The organism is Sedimentibacter hydroxybenzoicus DSM 7310, from assembly GCF_013403245.1.
GTDB classification, from domain to species: domain Bacteria; phylum Bacillota; class Clostridia; order Tissierellales; family Sedimentibacteraceae; genus Sedimentibacter; species Sedimentibacter hydroxybenzoicus.
Genome location: NZ_JACBNQ010000001.1, coordinates 1 through 22192 on the forward strand (window position 1 = coordinate 1; position 22192 = coordinate 22192).

Below are 22192 nucleotides of genomic sequence, written 5' to 3' on the forward strand. Positions count from 1 at the left end.
TACCATTGCAAATACTCGCTGTATTGTGTCATGTGATGGTATTCCATTTGGCAGTTCTAAATATCTTTGCAAAAATTCATTATGTTCTTTTCCAAATATTTCTATTTCCACCCATTCATTTGCATTTGCTAACATTGCAAAAAATACCAATGCTATTATATCACTCATTTTATGCTTTACTTTTTTCTCTTGTCTTAAATCTTTTACTTCTTCTAAATATTTTATTGTCTCTTGCATTTTATCATCCCCTTAGGATGATTATACCTGTTTTTGCCAACCAAAAAAAGCTTTTTCTTTATTTGTTACTTTTTCTTAACTCATGCGTTTGTCGTGAGGACTTTGACGGATATGACCAATGAGGAGTTAATAAGACTCATAAAAAAGAATATCAACGTTAAGGAAAACTATGAAAAGCTATATGAACGAAACAGAGGCTTTATATTTCAGACGGTAATTAAAAGGATCCACGGCATATACGAAATTGATGATCTGATGCAACAATCTTATATCGGTCTTGTAAAAGCCGTGGAATTATACGACGAATCCAAAGAGGAGACAAGCTTTCTGCAGTTGCTTAAATATTGTATATGGAATTGTATAAGAGACATTCAGAGCGAATTACCTGAGCATATGGTTTATAAGATAATTAAATATAGAAAAATCTATGACAAACTGTATTCAGAGCTTAGCCGAAAGCCTACTGATAATGAAATGTCTCTTCACATGAATATCAAATTAAAAGAGCTTGGTGCAATAAAGTCAGCAATTAAAGCTCAGTACGTAATATCTCTTGATGAACCCATAGGAGAGGAGGAAGAGGGTACAAGATTAGATTTATATTCTGACTATTCAGCTGAAATAGTAGATTTCAACCATAATCTTGAGAACAAAGAATTAAAGTCTATAATTCAAGAGGCTGTTGGAAAACTCCCGGAAGATAGAAAAGAAATAATTTATAAAAGATATTTTGAGAATTTAACGCGTACTGAAATTGCCATAGAAAAAGGAGTTACTCCGGAAAGCATTAATAATACTGAGAGAAAAGCGCTACGCTCACTAAGGATGGATCATAAGCTAAAAAAAAGGGTTGAGGGGTATGTAGATTTCTACCATCACGTTAGGTTAAGTACCTACAAAAATACAAGAACGAGCTCTGTTGAGTGGGTAGTCTTAAAAAGGGAGAGTGAGATGGAATATGAAATGAGGATATAAATTTAAGAATTAAATGATATTTAATAAATTACAAATGAGTTAATAAAAGATTTAAATCTCAAACAAGGAGTGATTTTAATATGATAGGAAAAGCAATAGGTGCAGTAGCTTCAAATATAGCTAATTCAGCTATTAATAAGAAAAAACAACCAACTGCACAAACGGATTATGCAAGTCTGTTAAAGGGACTTGATTTAAGTAAACTTTCTGCAGGCGTTTCAAGCATCGGAAAAAAGCAAAACACAAATATTTCGACGGATTATCAAAGTCTTATGAAAGGGCTTGATATAAATAAACTTTCAGGAAATTATGCGAATATCGGAATGAATTCAAATGCAAATCAGTTTTCATATCAGGACTATTTCAAAAACATGAAAAATTATTCAAATACAAATGGTGCAAATGAACATCAAAATTATATTAATCAGATTTACGGCGGTATGGGCGGAATGGATGCGTATAAAAATATACAGCAAAATAAACTCAATCAAGCATATAATTTTGGCGATAACGATATGATTGGTAAAATCGCTGCAGATACTCAACGGGTGGGATATTCATTGACAATGCCTGAAACACCAAAATTGAATTTGCCCGAGTATAAACCATATGAATATAAGCCGTTTGAGTACGACGTTAATAATGACAATATTTACAAACAATACGCCGCTCAATTTGCAAGGCAAGGACAGTCTGCAGGCGAGAGAGCTCTTGCGGGTACTGCTGCAGCAACGGGAGGTATGCCGTCGAGCTATGCTGCTGCGGCAAATGCACAGGCTCAGCAGACTTATGCGCAGAAAACTGCGGATATTATTCCGGTGTTAGAACAGAATGCCTATAACAGATATCTTGGTGAAAGAGATTTCAGTTATCAAGACTATTTGAATCAATATAATAGTCAATGGGATAATGCTCTCACTATGCATGATAGTGAAATGAAGAATAAGGACTTTGACTATAAAGCATATTACGACAAGGTTTTAAGGCAGGATGATTTAGCTCAAAAGAGCATTGATAATGCTCATAATCAGTCATTGCTTGATTTTGATTACAGAAAGTTTGATAGAGATGTATTCACCCAAGATAGGGATTTTGATTATGGGATGTCTCAGGATGCTATAAGGAATGCTATTTCTCAAAGTAATACATCATTAGGATGGGCTCAGCATGATCAAAGGGTTAAGGAGTATGATACCGATGCACAGTTGGAAAAGGAAGATGCTGCCAAAGAATACAATCAGTATTTGAGAGAAAAGATTGCTCAAAACAAGCAAACTGATGCTGAGGCACAAAGAAGTAATAATATACAAACGTATATACAAGAAGCTCTAAAAGTATCCCCCAAAGATATGCCTAATTGGCTATCTGAAAGAATTGCAAGAGGAATGACCAATGAAGAACTTCAAGCAGTGATGAAGGCATTGAAAGAATACAATGGATTGTATAAATAATGAGGTGATTATAGCATGGCTGTAAGAAAAACACTTGAAGAGATAGAAAAAGAAAGAGAGGGGATGCGATTAACAACCGTGTCTCCCAATAGCGTTCGTAGAAAGACACTTGAAGAAATTGAAAGAGAGCGGGGTTTCGAGCCTATTCCGGAACCACCCGGAATGCAGCCTCTGACAAACATAAAAAACAATTTTACTCACGGTAAACTGCAGGAAGATGAAAACAAGGCATGGAATGAATACAGGTCAAAACAGACCCCGGAAAGTCTTTTAAAAGCTCAGCAGGCAAGTAAACAGAGAGAAAATTTTGCGTCAAATAATATGGTTGGTTATGGAAATGTTATAACGAAGGACTTTGCTCAGTATGTACCGCAGCTTATCAATCAGACAGGTGCGGGTTTAAAAGGTGCGGCTCCTGGTGCGTTAGTAGGGGCAAATACATTCGGATATACTGCTGCTATAATGGGTCAAATGGGTCCACAAATAGCAATTCCGGAAGAAATTATAACCGTGCCGACTGCTGCTGCCATGGGCGCGTATCAAGGTGGCAAGGTCGGATATGTTAAAGGTGTCGCTGAATATAGTTACAATGCAATGGCGGGAGCTGCATATAAAAATCTTTTGGATTTGGGTGTGCCGAACGACATAGCTCTTAAGGCTTCCGGGGATGAGGCTTTCATAAGTTCATTAATTGAAGCTTCGGGTGCTGCTGTTGATGTTGCAACTTTAGGCGCAAGCAAACTGTTTTCAAAGGTATTGTCAAATCCGGCAAAAGATAACGCTCAGAAAGCGGCGCAAAGCTATGTGAAAAGCGCGTTAAAAGCGTATGGAGCTAATCTTGTTTCTGAAACATTGGAAGAGGCTGCGCAGGAAAAAGTATCTATTGAGACAGAGAAAAAGGCTATGTCGCAAGCAGGACTCACAAGGACGGCAACAAGCCAAGAGGACTGGGACCGGATAAAGGAAGCCGGAAAGGGTGGTTTTAATATTGCACTTGTGAGCGGCGGAATAAATGCCGGTGGAAATATCGCGGTTAATAAATTGAATGACAGGCAATCGAAGCTTATTGACAGAGAGTACAACCGCATCATGGATGAACTCCCGGAGGATTCTCCTATTCGTGAAAGAATATATACAATAAAAGAAAACGGAGCTGCTATCACTGACGATGTAAAAACATGGGCTATAAGGTCTGCCGGTGAAGAATTTAATTTTGAAAGCGAAGTGGACAATATTATGCGCCAAAACCGTCAAACAGTCCAAGCCGAGCAAAACGAAAACAATATCCTTGAGCAATCGGTCGAAAACGGACAAACTTTCGTTAAAACTCAAAATGTGGCGTCTGAGACAAAAAGGCAGATTTCTAACGTTTTTGGTATAGAAAATGTGCAAAATCCTACGGAAGTTAAGTCAAAAGTGAATAATTACTATCAGGATTTGATTTCTACCTCAGAAGTTTCAAAACCAATTTTGAATAAAAATACAAATCTTCCTATTGAGGTTTCGAGGGCAACAATTAATCAGACCTTCGGCGCCGATGAAAGATTCCGCAAGGCTGCGGACAATGAAATTAAGATTGCTGCTATGGAGAATATTGTTCCGCTTATAGAAAATGGGGAGATGCAGATTATTGACTCTGAGGGCAAGCCGTCGAGCAAAGTACCGTATGCGAATATAGCCGGTGCTGTTGAGGTGAATGGTATCCCATATACGGTAAATCTTGAAGTGCGCCGCACTGACAACGGTAATAAAATGTTTGTGCATAGCATCAAGACTGAGGATGTGGCGAATAAGAAGTCCGGCATGATTAACAACGGGCATGAAAGAAATATTGACCCGGTGGCGTATCGTATCATGGACAGGATTGGACAGGCTACGGGAATAAAGATTGCTGTTGTTCCTAATATTGCAAGTCCGGACGGAACAAATCAGGATTTTGCTAACGGGCAGTATGATGCTAAAACCAATACATTGGAAATTTCAACTCTGTCAAGCAATCCGGTAATGGTTGTTGCAAAACATGAGATTACTCATATGCTGCAGCAGAAATCTCCGAAATTGTACAAGGAATATAAAGACTATATAATCAACTCCATGAAAGAAGCCGGTACATATGACGGTGTGTATGATGAATATGAGTTGAGACATAGAACGGCGGGGCTTGATTTGTCCGAAAGCCAAATTCAGGATGAAATTGTTGCGGATGCAACGGAAACATTCTTGACGGACAGATCTGCCATTGAAAAGTTGGTTAATAAAAACAGAACTTTAGGGCAGAAAATCCTTGATGCTATCCGGGAATTTATAGGCAAGGTTGACGAGGCTGTAAGAGGTGTTACTTCCGGTTGGATGGGAGTCGAACAATTAAGAACTGCGGAGAGAATGTGGGTTGAGGCGCTGAATAGTGTTGCGGAGAAACAAAAAGAAGCACTCGGCGAAAGGCTACAATTGCCAGTGTCCGAAAAGGCTCATACAGGAATAGATCCTGTTTATAATAATGGGATATCCAAAGATAATGAAAATGAAAACAAGAATCCTACAAAAGAAAATGCGGATATTAGATATTCCTTGAAAGAAAATGTATCTGCTGAACAGATTGCAGAAACAGCAGAGAAACATTACGGAGTTAAAGGTTATGCCGATTGGGATAAGATTGGCTCATATATTACGGTCAACGGAAATACTCTTAAGAGCAATATAGATATTAATAAAATGTTCAATATCCCCGATGATATGCCTTACAACTCGGGAGAAATAGAATTTTTGAACATGGGAAATATCAAGCTAACGAGAAACGGGATTAATGTTGCTGTTAAACCTCGCAATAACCAGATAAACGAACTCACACAACATCTGAAACAGATAAAGGGTAATGGCAAAATCGTGGTTGATTATATAAGTCCATTGGGCTATACAATAGGCGGAACTGTATATAACAAGGGGACCGATCATGCAAGAATCATAAATGAAATAAACAGTTATTTTGAAACAGGGGTTATTCCGGAGCTCAAGGAATCCGACAAAGTGTACTATCAACTCAAAGACGATAAAGACATTAACCGTCTCATAGAAATCAACAAACGACTTAAAGAGCAATTCAAGCTCACAAAGGGTGTAAAACTCGATAAGAAAACTGTTAAAAAGCTCAGCAGAGGCATATTAAAGGACTATAACAGTAATTATTCGCATGCTGAAATGGAAAACAGACTGTATAATCTGTATGATAAAATTGCCAATGATACTATTGACTTTGAAGAAATGCAGGCTGAGATGCAGAGTATCGCAAGGGATATACTTGATAGCACGTCGGTACTGAATGATACCATGCACAAGGAATATGCTGAACTGAGAAAAACACTACGCAATACGGCAATTACATTGCCTGACAAGTATCATGGTGATTTTAAGCAGTACGGCAGCTTTGATGCTTTCCGGAAGAAAAATTTCGGAAGGATGAATCTGACAGCTGACGGTATGGTCGTTGATGTTCTGTATCAGGAATTGTCGGAAATGTATCCGGAACTGTTCCTGAAAGATATAGCGAATCCGTCAGACCAGTTAATGCTTATATCTGATGTCCTTGACGGTCTGATGCCGGTATATGAGAATCCTTTCGACAGAGATATGAATACGGCGGTTGAATATCTGGCGGCTGAATTATTCGGGGGTATGACGGATGTAGCGGAGGCAAAGCCGACATTTGCTGACAAGAAGAAAACTGAGAAAAAGGCTGCAACTGATAAATTGAAGCTTGAAAACAAGGAACGCATAAGCCGTATACTTGAGCAGCAGGCAGAGAAAAGGGAAAAGGCTGTTAATTCTGTTAAAAAGCGATATGAAGGTGAAGCATACAAAACTTGGTGGAGAAATAAACTCAAGGAAAATGACATTCGGTCGCATTATCAGCAGATGATTAAAGAGCTGAGGGCGGAGAAAAATCAGAAAATTGATGAAACTGCATCCCGGTATCGTGAGCGTGTTGGTCGAATATATGAGGACCGCAAAATGCGCGAGACTAAGGCAAATATAGCGCGCAAGGTTAAGAGGCTTGATACTCTACTCAGGAAGCCTACTGAAAAGAAGCATGTGCCAAAGGTTTTAGAGAAGAGTATTGCTGAGTTGCTTTTGCAAATTGATTTTAGCACGGACATCGATAAGTTTAATAAAAGGGTATATGGTTCGATGGAAAAGGGTCCGATGGAAAAAGAAAAGTGGGACAGAGCCGAAAGGTCGGTTGAGATTGAGCGTGATAAGGCGTTAAGGCTTTTGGAACTCAGGGCTGAATATGAAAATATCACTAAAACAAGTGCAGAGAATGGCATTGAAACTGCTGCAGATCCTTACATCATGGAAGCTTTAAAGGAACTGAATGGAAAGCCTGTAACTGATATGAATTTAAATGAGCTTGAGATGCTGCGTAATGTTGTCGCGTATTTTGAAAAGCTTGTCAGGGATTATAACAAAGTCTTTGTAAATGGTAAGCAGCAGAATATAAGCGATATCTCAAATAAGATACTCAAGGAATTACGAACTGATAAAACAGCTAATGAATCTGCTAATTTCTTGGTCCAGGCAGGCAAAGATATGTTTAACTGGGATATGATGACACCTCTGATGTTTGCAAGGAGAATGGGAAAGACGTTTGAATCAGTTTATAAGGATATGAGCAGAGCTAACGACAGGAAGCTTAAGTATACTCAAATTACTTATGAATATATGGCTGATTTATTGAAGGATGTCAGCAACAAGGGAGTTAAGCAGACTGTAAAGGATTTGACAGCCGGCAAGGGTATGGCTGAAAGTTTTGGCGGTGAAATTGCAAAATGGTCGGGTGATAATGCCAAGGTCACAAAATTTCAGCTTGAAAGTAAGGAAGCTATAAGCCTTACTCCGGCACAGGTTATGAGCTTATACTTATTAAATAAAAGGGAACAGGCTCAGGGACATATTTATGGTTTCGGTATCAAGGCGGCTCCTATTGTTGCCAAGTATGTGGAAAAAGGAGAAAATGGCAAGCATACTTTTAAAAAGCATATTACAAAGCAGTTTGAACCGGTAAAGGTTACTCCTGCAGATGTACAGAAAATGACAGCGACGCTCACGAAGGAACAGAAAAAGGTTGCGGATGGTATTAGTAAATTCTTGAATACTTACTCGAAACAATGGGTAAATGAAGCTACATTGCAGAACTATGGCTATGAGCTGGCGAAAGAGGAGAATTATTTCCCGATTAGGAGTAATGATGATTTCTTAAAGACTGAGCTTGATTTTAATGCTCTTGAAAAGTCTCTCAAATCTATGGGAATGCTGAAACAAACGGTTAAGGGCGCGAATAATTCTATTATTATTGATGATATTTTTGATACTTTTACAGACCATGCGGACAAGTCTGCTACTTATGGATCCTTGCTGACTGCAATTGAGAATATGAAAAAGATTGTTAATTTCAGGACTTCTGATGTGAGTGTAAAGCTTGCAATGGAAAAGAAGTTCGGGCGTGTGGCATTTGCTTACCTGAGACAGTTTTTAAATGATATGCAAGGTGGGCTGACTATTGAAAGTAACAATGCTATTACAAGCTTCTTAACTCGTAAGGCTAAAATGGCTATGATTGGAATGAATGCAAGGGTTATTATTCAGCAGCCTACGGCTTATATAAGAGCTGCTGCTGTTATGGATTTGGAGTATCTGATTAAGGGCGCCGCCATGAAGAGTGATATGGAGGAGATGCTTAAACATTCGTCTGTGGCATGGTGGAAGTCTCAGGGGTTCTTTGATATTAATACGGGTCGTGCTATGAAAGATGTTTTATTAGGCAAAAGATCTATCCTGGATAAACAGTATGCAGGGATGCAAAAGGCTGACGATTTGACCTGGGCAAAGATTTGGAATGCGGTTAAGCTTGAAATTAAAGATACAATGCCGGATTTAAAGGTTGGAAGCGAGGAATATTTTGAAGCTGTTGCGGAAAGATTTTCTGATGTAATTGAGGAAACTCAGGTTGTTGATACGGTACTGCACAGATCAGGCATGATGCGGCGTAAGGATTGGAGCTATAAGATGGTAACTAATTTTATGTCTGAACCTACTAAAAATTACAATCTGCTGCTTGATGCGTTTTATTCTTTGAAGGATGAGGATACAAGTGCCGGAAGAAAGAAATTTGCACGGGTTATGTCTGCTTATGTTGCGACAACATTAGTAAATACTTTTGTTCAATCTATGATGGATTTATGGAGACAGAAAGATGACGATGATGAAACACTATGGCAATTGTGGCGCAGTAATTTAATTGGTGAACCATTGGGCATGTTGCCTATTGTGTCTGATATATATAGCATGTTCCAAGGATTTACTGTTAAGAGGTTCGAATATGAGGGGTTGTATAGGATTGTACGTTCTACGCAGAGGTTTTATGAAAATATAGTTTCTATTGCGGAAGGTAAAAAACTTAAATATTCATGGAAGTTTCTTGTAAGAGACCTTATAGAAGCAACGGGATATTTGACTGGATTAAGTGCTAAAAATGTTAACCGGGAGCTTGAGGCAATTCTTAGACGCTGCATGGAATGGAGTGGCGATGACAAAGGGCTTATTGATGATGTGTACAGTTTTATGTTTGAAAAATAAAAGAGGTACAAAGTGACTAAACATGAATTAAGCCAGTTGAAATATCTTAAAAATGAAATAGAATTATTGAAATATCAGATTTTAGGTCTTGAAGCCCACACCACAAAAGATAGTGTGAAAGCCTCTATGTCGGATTTTCCGTATATTCAATATACGGCTGTGATTGAGGGTGTTGATGCAGACGAATATAACAAGAAACGCGAGAGGTTGCAGCGTAAACTAAACAGGAGAGTGGCTGAGCTTATGGAGGCAGTCGAGGAAGCAGAAGAATACATACAGAGCATAGATGACAGCTTGACGAGGCAGATACTCTCACTTAGGTATATTAATGGGTTGTCATGGGGACAGGTTGCTGCGAGCATAGGAGGAAATAATACAGCTGATGGTGTGAGAATGATTGCGGAAAGGTTTTTATCTAAGCGTTGAGATGCTTATACCTTAATGGAGTTGAGTTTTTATTAAAAAATTCAACTCAATATTTTATAAAATTGATGTAAAATTTGGCAATAGTGTGGTAGAATTTTGTAAGAATGAAATGATTAAGAATATGTAATGAGGTATATCATGGAAGGACTTACAATAGAGGAAAAATTAAAGCAAATTATTAAGGAAGCCGTAAAAGAGGTATTAATTGAGAACGGCTTTAAACAGGAGTCTAAGAATCCGGAGGTGTTATGTCCTAAAGAACTGGCTGCATGGCTCGGGGTATCTCAGGCGTGGATCAGTGTCAACAAGGATAAGTTAAACATTCCGTACTTCCAGTGCGGAGGAGATAAATTTTACCGTGCTGATATAGAAAAATGGATTGAACAAAGAAAGAACAATGCGGAAATAGAAAGTCATTCTTCGATAGATAAAAATTTGACAAGGGTCACAAATACAAGATCTAAGCGATTCAAAATAGGATAACCATAATTAATCAATCATGTATTAAAGTTCTATAAAACGTTAGGTTTGATTAAAAAGTGAGGTGATAATATTGGCAAGAGCACAAGACGAAAATTTAAAACAAGCATATGAATTGTATAAATCGGGGTTAAATTTAACGGAGATTGCGAGCCGGTTAGAAGTGCCTGCCAGTACAATTCGGAGCTGGAAAAAACGAAACAACTGGGATATAGAATGCAACGCAACGGGGAAAAGTGTTGCAACGAAGAAACGCAACGTTGCAAAGAAGGATAAGAGCAAAATTAAAATCATTACTCCTGGAATTAAACCTCTGACAGAAAATTGCAATTTGACCGAGAAACAACAGGAATTTTGTCTGTATTACATTAAGACTTTTAATGCTACACAAAGTTACCTAAAAGCTTACGGCTGCACTTATAAAACTGCAATGGTCGAAGGTAGTAATGCCCTAAGAAATCCTAAGATAAGGAATGAAATTGCTCGATTGAAAGAGGCTAAAGCCGATTCCATTCTACTCGATAAAGAAGATATCATTGAAAAATACATGAGTATAGCTTTTGCCGATATAACCGATTATGTAAAATTTGGACAAGAAGAAGTCCCGGTCATGGGTCCGTTTGGTCCTATATCAATCAAGGACGAGGATACGGGAGAACAAATAGAGTTGACTAAAGTTGTTAATACTGTACGATTTAAGGAATCAACAGAAATTGACGGAACAATTATAAGTGAGGTTAAACAAGGGCGTGACGGTGCATCCATAAGGCTTGCTGACAAAATGAAAGCGCTTGAATGGCTATCAAATTACTTTGAAATGAATCCTATGAACCGTTATAAGATTGAATTTGATAAGCGTAAATTAGAAATTGAGGAGAAAAAAGCTGATGTTGGCGAGGATACTAAAATAATTAATCTGATTCATAGTATACCACGACCTACTATACAAGATGAAAGCATTGAGGAAAAAGGAGTGTGAAGATATGGAAGAAATATTAAAGGAGCTTATTGATAACATCACATCCCAAATAGCCAATAAAGTGTTAGAGAAAGTTAGCATTGCAAATGAGATTGAAAACACAACTTTAAATATCTCAAAAAAACATACAAAATTTAATGAACTTCCAGACATACTCACTGCAGACATATTGTCTGAATTTTTAAGCTTAAGCAAAAGAAGAGTGTATGAATTAATGGATATTAATCCGGAGTATGGTGGTATTAAATGCTTAAGAATTGGACGTAATAAAAGGGTTTTAAAGACTGATTTAGAGGAATGGATGAGTAGTCGTACTATATGAATAAAATTAGGGAACAATTAAAGGCAGTTTTTTAACTGCTTAACTTTTTCGTAAAATGCGTATAAACTATATCGATAATGTATAATAATAAAATTTGTAATATTGGATTTTAAGGTTAAAAAACTACAAATTCGGTACTATTTAATAAAAAATAATACCGAAAAGGTATAAAGATGTTCCGAAATAGGAAAGTTATTGTTGCAAAACATCTTTAACATGTTATAATAATTATACATAGAATATATTAGTTAAAATAGGAAATAATAAGACATTATTAATTAGTTTTTGATTATAATGTTTTAAGGAGGAATTAAAATGGCAAAGAAGAGCTTAAAATATTCTGCTGAACTCATTGCTAAGTGGTTTCTTGCACATAACAGACAAGTTATGGCTGAAGAGGATGCTGAATATATTTCAAACTTAAAGTTGCAGAAATTGCTTTACTATGCTCAAGGTGTATACTATGCAATGAAAAATAAGGTTTTATTTGATGATGAAATAATGGCATGGAAACACGGCCCAGTTGTTGAAGATGTATATCATGACTATAAGTCAAATGGCGCAAATGGCATAAAGTTTGAAGATGAATTTGATTTTTCTAAAATTGACGGAGAAACAACAGAAGTTTTAGAAGAGGTTTATGATTATTTTGGTCAGTATTCAGCTTGGAAGTTAAGAAATATGACACATAATGAAGAACCTTGGAAAAAGACTGAAATGAATGATGAAATAAATGTAGATTTGATAAAAGAATATTTTTTAAGAGAGTATATTGAATAATGGGCATAAAACAAAAGAAAGTAGAGAAAATAAAAGCAGGGTCTGAGGGGCAAAAACTAAATTGCGATCAGTATCCTGCATTTTCTTTTAGATATTTAACATCAAATAGCACATTTAATTTTGATTATTTTTCTACTTCACAAACAATAGAAAAAGAAAAGGCTTTAGCTGAACTGTCGAAAAGGATTACAGAAATTACTTGTAATACATGGCTATACTGGGGTTCAAAGGGCAAGAAAATTGGACATGAAACAATGCAATATTCAAATCTTAATTTTACATGCAATAGTCTACCTAAAGATTTTACTAAAGATCAAAAAGTTTACATTTTTCAATTTAACAACCATTTACACAGAATTATAGGTGTTAAATTAGGATATTGTCCTATGTTTTATGTTATAGGGTTTGACTTTAATTTTAATGCTTATGATCATGTGTAATAAAGACTGATAATGTGGAATTTATATAAAATTATATGAATTAGGACATTTTTAATAAGAGATAGCTAAGCTTATTATATTACAGTAAGCTTCAAGAGAGCAATAGAAAAAAGAACCTACAAATCCCATTGTGAAGACAGGTTCTTTTTTCTGCATTAAATTTCTCTAAAGGGCTAAAAAGGGGCTAATGCGAATTTTGACATATCGCATTAATCCGTGCATGTGTTGCAATTACTGAACCATGAGGGATTCGAACCCCCGACCAACAGATTCGAAGTCTGCGACTCTATCCACTGAGCTAATGGTCCAAAGAATACTTTTAAATTATAATATAGATGAACTTAAATATCAATAGATGAACACAATTTTTTTATTATTAATATATACTATCTAAAATTGTGTTATTTTTGACTTTGTGATATATTTATATAAAACTTATAATTAAGGATTAGTTATGAAACAACGATGGAAAAACATCAGCAAAATACTGATTATACTATTAATTATACTTATTAGCTATATAGTATATGTTACTTTTGATATATATAATTACGGTAATATAAATGAACTTAACAGTGCCGATGCGGCTATAATTTTAGGTGCGGCCGTATGGGATGATAAACCGTCACCGGTTTTTGAAGAAAGAATAAAGCATGGAATTTGGTTGTATAAGGAAGGCTATGCAGAGAATTTGATTTTTACAGGCGGTGTAGGTAAAGGTGATGAATTTTCTGAGGCAGGTGTGGCTAAAAATTACGCTATTAAAAATTCAGTACCGGAAGAAGATATTTTTACCGAAGAAAAGTCGACTATAACAGAAGAAAATATACAATATGCGGCTGAAATAGCAAAAGAAAACAACTTAAAGGATGTAATTATTGTAAGTGACCCATTACATATGAAAAGGGCGATGCTGATGGCTGAAGATTATGGATTAATTGCGTATTCTTCACCGACACCGACAACAAGATATATGACATTTAAAAGCAAGGTATCATTTTTGGCGAGAGAGGTTTTTTTCTATTTAGGGTATCAAATATATGGATTATTTGAATAGTGATAAATTATACAAAAATATTTTTAAAAAATACGTTTTAAAAAATATTTTAAAATAATTATTGACAAGCTTATTGAAGAGGTGCTATACTGCTAAACAATACACAATTGAATGAGCAACATAAACGCTGTGATAAGGAGCAGTAAGCATTATAAGAGACTTCAGAGAGTTGTTGGTAGGTGTGAAACAACGTCAATGAGATGCTGAACTAGCCTTTGAGCGGATTTGCCGAAAGTTTTAAATCAGTAGGCAGGTACGGGTGAGCCGACCGTTAAAAAATGGCAGGATATCGATTATAAATCCGTATCCAGAGGTGCATTTCATTATGAAATGAATAAGAGTGGTACCGCGAAAGATCATATATCTTCCGTCTCTTAGGGTTAATTTCCCTGAGAGAGGAAGATTTTTTTATTTTTCTTTATCTCTTCTCTCATGAGGAAATATGGTGTATAAAAAAATAAATCATGAGAGGTATTAAAATGGAGAAACAACAAAAGCAATCAACAAAGACAATGAACTTTACAGGCATATTTGCGGTAGCGTGTGTGCTATTCAGTTCACACGCAGGCGGAGGCTTCGCAACGGGAAATCAGGCAACTCAATACTATGTGCAGTATGGATGGGCTGCACCATTTATGGCAGTTATTGCTATGGCACTTTTAACTTTGACTATTCGTGAATGTATGATTATGTACAATTCCAGAGGTCTCTCAAGCTATAAGGAGCTTTTTCAAAATTTGTATCACCCATTTGACAAATTTTCGGTATTATTCGATATTTATTTTTATACTATGGTTGTATGTGCAGTTGGCGCAGTAATAGCAGGAGCCGCTTCACTTTTAAATAAAACATATAGTATACATTATGTTTACGCTGTTTTATCTGTAGGTGCAATACTTCTGACAATGACAATCTTTGGTGCATCGCTGGTTTCAAAAGCATCAACAGTTATGTCTATAGGAATACTGGCAACATGTGGAGTGATATTCATATTGGGAATTAATGCTAAGATACCTGAAATATCAACGATATTTGCAGTAAAACCAAGTGGTGGAAATATAGGAACAGGAATTTTTAAAGCATTTACTTATGCAGGATTTCAATCCGTGGTAATTCCAACTATGATTTCATGCGGTAAGTCGTTAAAAAATTCAAAGGAAATTTCTCGTTCAATGTTGATTTCTTTTGTGATAAATTCTTTTGCATTGGTTTTGTCTGTAGTAATGCTGTTAGTGTGGTATGCTGATTTTACCCAGGCAGGAGAAACAACCCTGCCAACACTGTTTATAGCAGGACAGTTAGGAAAACCATATGTATTTTGGGCTTACAACATTTGCTTGTTCCTTTGCTTTATTTCAACCGGAGTAACAACCATTTACGGTTTTGTTACAAAATTTGAAAAAGCGAAAGCATTGTCTAAAATAAACAATGTTGTAATCAGGAGAATAATCGTATCTTTCATCATAATGTTTATATCCATGGGAATTTCAATGGTAGGTTTGGATAGAATTATAAAATACGGTTATGGTTACATGGGTTATTTCGGAATTGCTATAATTATAGTTCCGTTCCTGACTGTGGGTGCATATAAAAACCGTAAGTTTTTAAGGGAGCAAAGCAACAATATAAATAGTGATAATGCAAATTTGAAATCTTCATTTGCAGAAGGCGCAGAATATTAATATAAAATTAAGGAGTTTATTATGAAAACACAATTTTATCCCGGTTATACGATAGGTAATGATGCGTATGAGAATATAGTTAAAATATGCGGTATATATGGAAAAAAGGCTGCTGTAATAGGCGGTGAACGCGCTATAAAAGCAGCAGAAAATAAGATTAGAAATGCAGTTGAAGGAAGTGAACTGCAAATTACCGGATTTTTTCCGTTTGGAAAAGAGGCATCCGCAGAAAATATAGAACGTTTAAAATCAATTCCTGAAGTTCAGGAAGCAGATATGATATTTGCGGTTGGAGGAGGAAAAGCAATTGATACGGGAAAAGTATTGGCACAAACTACAAACAGAGTGTTTTTTACATTCCCTACAATTGCCTCCACATGCGCATCCTGTACGAGCTTGGGTATATTATATCATCCGGACGGTTCGTTAAGAGAATATACATTTTCAGCCATAACCCCTGTTCATATTTTCATAGACAGTGAAATTATTGCAAATGCACCGGATAAGTATTTTTGGGCCGGTATAGGCGATTCTATGGCTAAATATTTTGAAAGCTCTGTTTCAAGCCGCGGGAATGAACTCAATCATTCTCAAGGCATGGGAGTTAATATTGCCTCCATGTGCAACGGTCCGTTTGTGAAATATGGTGTTAAGGCACTTGAAGATTGCAGGAAAAACAAAGTATCCAATGAATTAGAAGAAATAATTTTAGGAATTATAGTTTCAACAGGGTATGTTTCAAACTTAGTTAACATAGATTTGAACACAGGGCTAGCGCATGCCGTATATAACGGATTCACGGTTATTCCTCAAATAGAAGAGCACGGGCATCTTCACGGGGAAATAGTGTCCTACGGAATTCTGGTGCTTCTTGCAGTGGATAGGCAAAAAGAAGAATTTGAAAGAATTTTTAACTTCAATAAAGAAATGGGATTTCCTACAAGGCTTTCTGATCTTCATTGCTCAATGGCGGATGTGGATAAAATGATTGATAAAGCTCTCAAAGGGATAGATGTAAGGCATTATCCATACAAAGTAACTCCTGAAATGATAAAGGAAGCCATCGTATTTATAGAAGATTTTCAGTATAAACGCTAATTTAGCAAAATTTTATTTTTATTTATATTCATATGTGTTATAATATCAAAGTTAAGGTTGTATTAATTTACATAGGATAAAATTGTACAATGAAACATATAAATAAATATAAGCGTTTAATTTTGGCTTAACTTTAATATTAGGAGTGAGTATATGGTATCTAAGAGGAAATATATTCTTACGATTATCGTGGTTGTATTTGTAACTGCTTTTTTAACCTTTACCTTGGGTAATGTATTTATGGTAGAGATAGGCAATAAGGTAGTTATATCCGAAGAAGCATACACAAAGATGAAAAATACGTATGAAAAATATGCTAAGCAGGAAAGTATAATGGAGCTGGCTAAAAGGGAGTTCCTGTATGAAGCGGATGAGGAAAAAATGCTTGAGGGAGCTTTAGAGGGAACGTTAAAAGCTTTAGGTGACCCTTATACCCAGTTTATGAATAAAGAAGAATTTAGCGCACTTATGCAGGATACTGAAGGATCATATGAAGGAATAGGTGTTTATATAACTGAAAGTGATGATAACAGAATCATGGTTGTATCTCCAATAGAAGATACTCCTGCAGAGAAGGCAGGGTTAAAAACCGGCGATAAAATTATAAAAATTAACGGTACCGAATATACGGCAAGTCAGATAAAGCAGGCAGTAAATGTCATGAAGGGTATGCCGGGCACAAGTGTAACCTTGACTGTACAAAGAGAAAATGCGGATGGAAGCAAGGATGTTTCGGATTTAGTTATCAACAGAGAAACAATCAGGATTAAGACTATAAAATCTTCAATGCTTGATGACAATATCGGATATATAAGAATTACAACATTTGATTTGCAAACTGCAAAGGATTTTGAAGCTGCATATGCAGATTTGAAAAGTAAAGGCATGAAGGGCTTAGTAATTGATTTAAGGTATAATCCGGGAGGCATTATAGATGCGACGGTTGATATTTCCGATATGTTTATGGGTGAAGGAATAATTACTTATACCAAGACAAAAGCAGGAGACATTAAGCATTTCAAATCTGATGCAAAATCAGAAGACATACCGATAGTTTTATTAATAAATGATGGAAGCGCAAGCGCTTCTGAAATTATGGCAGGTGCAATGAAAGATACCGGCAGAGCAACTTTGATCGGAACGAAGACCTTCGGTAAGGGAATAGTTCAGAGCGTTCAACAATTTGGAAATCAAGGTGAAGGTGTTAAAATGACGGTGTCTGAGTATTTTACTCCAAATGGAGTTAATATTCACGGTATTGGAATAGAGCCGGATATTGAAATAGAATTGCCTGAGGATGCTCAGGGCTACGGATTTGAATTCTATGATACCGACAACCAGCTTAAAAAAGCAGTTGAGGTTTTAAAAGAAAAAGCTAATCAATAAAAAAATTAAGCGAGAGCATGTGCTCTCGCTATTTTGATGTTTTAACTTACAGCATAAGCGACTGACACCAAATCAAAGATTTGGGTCATCTGCTTTCACCTCCAGCATAAGCGACTGACACCAAATCAAAGATTTGGTGTCAGTCGCTTATGCTGGAGGTGATAAATCTTGTTCCTTGAAATTGCAGTGTTCCACTATCTCCCTCAACCATCATTCCAAATTCATTTGAAGGAACTTTAAGCTCCATACGCTCTCCGTTGGGCATTTCAAATGTTGCAAAATAGCTGGTACTGCTGCTTGAGTGATGGTGCATATTATCTCCATGATGATGGCGGAGATGTGATACATCATATCGTTTTGTTACTATTTTAGCTTCTACAGGTATTATTGGCTGCTTGTTATTGTGCATACTGACCGATAAGCTTTTTATAGCAGAAAATATTATTATCCCGAATACTAAAAAGAACATTATCGGGAATAAGGTGGACATAATGTTAAATCCGACAAAAGGGTCGTAAAAAGGGCTCATTTATTCCTCCATTAATAAATTAAAACTGTTTTGTCTTTGTCATCCCATAAAACTATTTTGTCTATTGCTTCGCTTATGAATCTTAGAGGTACCATAATTCGATTATTTACTAATTTTGCAGGAGCATCCAATGCACTTTCCGTACCATTGATATATGCAACATTGCTATCAGCAGGAATTATTATTTTAGTACCCTCATATTCGACTATGGCTGAGTTTGTTTCCGTATCCCAGTTTACATTACAGTTTAACACTTCAAAAACTGCTCTTAACGGTACCATTGTCCTGCCGTTTTCGATAAAAGGCCATTGGTTAATTGAGCTAAAGTTGATATATTGATCATAAACCTTTACGTTTACCGGATTGTCAGGTTTTTTATTTGTTATAAATTCAAATGCATTTGAATTTAAAGCAGCTATGGATACTTTTTGTTGAAGTCCCTGAAATTCAAAGGTTAAGCTGTAGCTTCCCGGTTTTTTAAAGGTCATTGTACCTTCATAGATACTTATACCTTCATGTTTATATGGATAAAGCAGTACATCCTTTGTAATGTTAACCTTTTTATTGCCATATACAGCATATACGCTGAAATTAGCCTTTGTTGCAGTATTGTAAACTTTGTTTACTGATTCAAACTCAATACTTTCCGGTGTTTCTTTATAATTAACATATAAATTTAATATTCTATATTCCCCGGAATTATCGGTTTTAAGCGGAGAATCATAGCTGATAATTGAAACAAAGTCATTTCGAAGCAAACCGGACATCGCAGAATTTACAATGTCCTGAGATATTGAATTGTGAATTCTCACTGAAATCTTCAATGGACGATGCTTTATTTTATACGAAAGAATATTTTTTAATTCGTTTTCGCTTTTTGCAGTGTTTACATCATCATAAATGTCGAGACCTGTTTCCATCAGCAATTTGTTATATGATAATTCTTTTAAAAGAGTATAATAGCTTTTATTTGCTACCGGAAGGTCAAGATTTTCATCAATTATATGGTCTGCTGAAATTTCATTGTCTGTCAGCATGTAATAATTGTATGAAATTGTGTTTTCATCCGGTAGCGGGTCGTTCCATGTAGTATCAAGATGGAACCAATGACCGCTAAGTTCAACCATATTCCATATATGTAATTCGGAATTTCCTGTACCTGTAACTAATTTGACAGGTATATTAAGCTTGTTCAACATGTTGTAGGTTAGCAAAGCGTAACCGTTACAAACAGATTTACCCTGAGTAAGCAAATCATAATCGGAATAAAGTAATTTTTTTTCATCATACTTACCATTTAAGATTATGTAATCATGTACTGCTTTAACTTTTTCGTGGTCATTCATATATGGGTTTATAATTTCAGATAATATGTTATCAATTTGTTTATCAGCTTGAATTCTTTCTGTCTTAGTAATTATATAATCAACATTAACATTAATATTACTTACTCTTTTTGTGCCTTCAATTTCCCATCCCACGGATTTTATATTGGAATTTAAATATGGATCCTTATCAACCACATGTTTTAATATATCTTCGATATTATCCAATGAACCGGTGTATTTTATATCAAATACTTCGTTATAATCCTTCATTTGTTCGAATAATACATTTTCCAATTCAAGAAAATTGCTTGCGCTGTAATCAGCTGCATATGTATTTAGTGAAAAAACGGTAGCGGTTGCTATAAATGTGCTTAAGCAAATTGTTAAAAATCTTTTCATACAATCACCTTCCTTACATCGTATCTAATTATATACTTTTTTTGGCAAAAGTTAAAGCTATATTATTTCTTATTGTAAGATAAACAAAATTAATGTATTATTATGTATAATTGTTTTAAAATTAAAGCATTACTTTAATTAGACGTTAATTTAATACAAATAGTTCCCAAAAGGAGAAAAAATGTTTAAAAAAATTTTAAATGAAATACTTTTAAGTCATAAACCTTCAAAGGGTATATATAAATTGCTGGAAACAGGACAAATAAATGAGATAATCCCTGAATTATTAAAGCTAAAAGGATTTGAACAAAAAACACCCTACCATGATAAGGATGTGTTAGAGCATACGATGGCCGTGGTAGATTCAATCGAACCAAGACTGACATTAAGAATGGCGGCACTTTTACATGACATATCCAAACCGGATTGCTTTACGGTAGACGAAAAGGGCAGAGGTCATTTTTACGGTCATCACATAAGGTCCGCGGAGGAAAGTGAAAAAATATTAAAGAGATTAGGTTATGACGATGATTTTATTTCAGATGTCTATATATTGATTAAATACCACTATATAAAGGATATTTCATCAAGTATTAAGGAGAAAGGCATTAACAAATTCATAAAATCTGTGGGAGAGCATAGAATTGATGATATGCTTAAGCTGGTAGTGGCAGATATGATGGGTAAGCCGGATAACGCAGGAAATATGGAGGTAGTAGATAAATTAAAAGAATTAATAAAGCAGTACAAGCAATAAAAAATAAGGGTTTTACCCTTGTTTTTTATTTAAACAGGCTCATATAATACTTCCATTTCAATATTCTCAGAACGGACTCATCAATCCTGTCCATAGAAATTCCTTCTGAGTTTACAGCACTTAATAATGCTTGAAAGCTGTTTTCAAAATCAGTTACTATGAGCATATCATTACCTGCGGATACAGCAGCTACCTCGGGAGATAATTCTGTCCGAAGCTCCGATATAGCCCCCATTGATAAATCGTCGGTCATTATTATACCTGTAAATTCCATGTCATATCTTAAAATATCAATAATCTTTTTTGACAATGAAGCGGGAAGCTCCGGGTCAATTGCTTCAATGATATTATGGGAAATCAATATACTCTCAGATCCCGATTCTATACCTGCCTTAAAAGGAATGAAGTCATTGCTTATAAACTGCTGATATGGCCGGGTATCTGTTGCGGAACCGGTATGAGTGTCAACATTGTTTCCATAACCGGGAAAGTGTTTCAGAGACGAAGAAATTCCTTGATTCTTCATTGCTTCAACAACAGTTTTTATGTACTTTGCAGTTTCTTCGGCATTTTTTCCAAAGCTTCTTTGATATATAAAATCTGTTTCGTCAACGGAGATATCCGCGATAGGTGCTAAATTTAAATTAATACCCAGCTCGGATAAAAGCTTAGATTTTTTTACAGTATCTTTTTCAATTTCGTTAAAACCTCCAATTTCATACAGCTCTTGCGGTGACTTAAATCTTTCGTCGGATAAAAGTGGATTTGAGCTTACTCTTACCACCGTTCCACCTTCTTCATCAACAGCAATTATCATAGGTACAGTGCTGTTGCTCTGACAATAATCAATATTATATATAACTTCATTTTTGCTTTTACCTGCAAAATCCTTTCCAAACATAATAAATCCACCGGGATTCATAGATAGGTAAAGATCTAACTGTTTCTCTTCGGGGTATCTGACTAAGAACATTTGTCCGATTTTTTCTTCTGTGGTCATTTCCATCAGCAATTTTTCAGCCTGCTCATCATATTCATGAAATAAGCTGTTATTTTTCGGTTCTTCCGGTTCTTCCGGATCTATCGGGACACTTGGTTCTTCAACAGGCGGAGGACCTCCATTATTTTTGTCCGGATTTTTTGGCTGTTCTATAGACGTGCAACCTGTTAATAAAAAAATCAGCAGATAAATAAATAAATTTTTCATTTTATGCTCCTATTTAGTGATAGTATTAA

18 protein-coding genes, 1 tRNA gene and 1 other annotated feature are annotated in these 22192 nt (G+C 35.8%); of the genes, 14 read left to right on the forward strand and 5 right to left on the reverse strand.

The features are described 5' to 3' along the window. On the reverse strand, nt 1–237 hold a 237-nt coding region (locus HZF24_RS00005; RefSeq protein ID WP_179236207.1), incomplete at its 3' end, for a transposase family protein. Between the two features lie 111 nt (nt 238–348). Between HZF24_RS00005 and HZF24_RS00010 the strand changes: the two genes are divergently transcribed. From HZF24_RS00010 to HZF24_RS00050, 9 genes are all read left to right on the forward strand, one after another. Further along, nucleotides 349–1212, forward strand: coding sequence for a sigma-70 family RNA polymerase sigma factor (locus HZF24_RS00010; protein ID WP_179236208.1), 864 nt, complete (start codon nt 349–351; stop codon nt 1210–1212). Nucleotides 1213–1292: 80 nt separating this feature from the next. Next, nucleotides 1293–2663: a hypothetical protein gene (locus HZF24_RS00015; RefSeq protein ID WP_179236209.1), complete on the forward strand. Its 1371-nt coding sequence runs from the start codon at nt 1293–1295 to the stop codon at nt 2661–2663. A gap of 15 nt (nt 2664–2678) precedes the next feature. Beyond that, a complete protein-coding gene (locus HZF24_RS00020) occupies nt 2679–9293 on the forward strand; it encodes an LPD3 domain-containing protein (protein WP_179236210.1) in 6615 nt (2204 codons plus the stop codon). Between the two features lie 12 nt (nt 9294–9305). Then, nucleotides 9306–9719: an RNA polymerase subunit sigma-24 gene (locus HZF24_RS00025; RefSeq protein WP_179236211.1), complete on the forward strand. Its 414-nt coding sequence runs from the start codon at nt 9306–9308 to the stop codon at nt 9717–9719. Between the two features lie 138 nt (nt 9720–9857). After that, a complete protein-coding gene (locus tag HZF24_RS00030; RefSeq protein WP_179236212.1) occupies nt 9858–10202 on the forward strand; it encodes a MerR family transcriptional regulator in 345 nt (114 codons plus the stop codon). 70 nt (nt 10203–10272) lie between these two features. Then, on the forward strand, nt 10273–11178 hold the full coding sequence (locus HZF24_RS00035; RefSeq protein ID WP_179236213.1) for a terminase small subunit: 906 nt from the start codon (nt 10273–10275) through the stop codon (nt 11176–11178). 4 nt (nt 11179–11182) lie between these two features. Continuing rightward, entirely contained in the window at nt 11183–11500 is a 318-nt protein-coding gene (locus HZF24_RS18830) for a helix-turn-helix domain-containing protein (RefSeq protein ID WP_246345897.1), read from the forward strand. A gap of 315 nt (nt 11501–11815) precedes the next feature. Continuing rightward, the gene (locus HZF24_RS00045) at nt 11816–12280 is read left to right on the forward strand and encodes a Panacea domain-containing protein (RefSeq protein WP_179236214.1); all 465 of its coding nucleotides are present in this window, start codon (nt 11816–11818) and stop codon (nt 12278–12280) included. After that, nucleotides 12280–12720 carry a hypothetical protein gene (locus tag HZF24_RS00050; protein ID WP_179236215.1) on the forward strand — a complete coding sequence of 147 codons (441 nt, stop codon included), beginning with the start codon at nt 12280–12282 and terminating at the stop codon, nt 12718–12720. The genes HZF24_RS00045 and HZF24_RS00050 overlap by 1 nt, the downstream gene beginning before the upstream one ends. Nucleotides 12721–12955: 235 nt before the next feature. Here HZF24_RS00050 and HZF24_RS00055 read toward each other — a convergent pair. Continuing rightward, nucleotides 12956–13028, reverse strand: a tRNA-Arg gene (locus tag HZF24_RS00055). Nucleotides 13029–13174: 146 nt separating this feature from the next. On the opposite strand from HZF24_RS00055, the gene HZF24_RS00060 reads away from it, so the two are divergent. From HZF24_RS00060 to HZF24_RS00075, 4 genes are all read left to right on the forward strand, one after another. Continuing rightward, nucleotides 13175–13777 (forward strand): YdcF family protein, encoded by a 603-nt coding sequence (locus HZF24_RS00060; protein WP_179236216.1) that lies wholly within the window; start codon nt 13175–13177, stop codon nt 13775–13777. Nucleotides 13778–13897: 120 nt separating this feature from the next. After that, nucleotides 13898–14155: a binding site (T-box leader), on the forward strand. A gap of 101 nt (nt 14156–14256) precedes the next feature. Next, a complete protein-coding gene (locus HZF24_RS00065; protein ID WP_179236217.1) occupies nt 14257–15459 on the forward strand; it encodes a hypothetical protein in 1203 nt (400 codons plus the stop codon). Nucleotides 15460–15480: 21 nt separating this feature from the next. Continuing rightward, complete coding sequence (locus HZF24_RS00070; protein WP_179236218.1) at nt 15481–16557, forward strand: iron-containing alcohol dehydrogenase family protein; 1077 nt, start codon at nt 15481–15483, stop codon at nt 16555–16557. Nucleotides 16558–16710: 153 nt separating this feature from the next. Beyond that, nucleotides 16711–17943: a S41 family peptidase gene (locus HZF24_RS00075; RefSeq protein ID WP_179236219.1), complete on the forward strand. Its 1233-nt coding sequence runs from the start codon at nt 16711–16713 to the stop codon at nt 17941–17943. A gap of 139 nt (nt 17944–18082) precedes the next feature. On the opposite strand, the gene HZF24_RS00080 is transcribed toward HZF24_RS00075, so the two are convergent. After that, nucleotides 18083–18472, reverse strand: a complete 390-nt coding sequence (locus HZF24_RS00080; RefSeq protein WP_179236220.1) for a DUF2500 domain-containing protein — start codon at nt 18470–18472, stop codon at nt 18083–18085. 11 nt (nt 18473–18483) lie between these two features. Next, nucleotides 18484–20199, reverse strand: coding sequence for a stalk domain-containing protein (locus HZF24_RS00085; RefSeq protein WP_179236221.1), 1716 nt, complete (start codon nt 20197–20199; stop codon nt 18484–18486). Nucleotides 20200–20380: 181 nt separating this feature from the next. On the opposite strand from HZF24_RS00085, the gene HZF24_RS00090 reads away from it, so the two are divergent. Next, nucleotides 20381–20956, forward strand: coding sequence for an HD domain-containing protein (locus HZF24_RS00090; RefSeq protein ID WP_179236222.1), 576 nt, complete (start codon nt 20381–20383; stop codon nt 20954–20956). A gap of 25 nt (nt 20957–20981) precedes the next feature. Here the strand turns inward: HZF24_RS00090 and HZF24_RS00095 are convergent, their stop codons facing one another. Next, entirely contained in the window at nt 20982–22163 is a 1182-nt protein-coding gene (locus HZF24_RS00095; RefSeq protein ID WP_179236223.1) for a glycoside hydrolase family 3 N-terminal domain-containing protein, read from the reverse strand. Nucleotides 22164–22192: the final 29 nt, after the last annotated feature.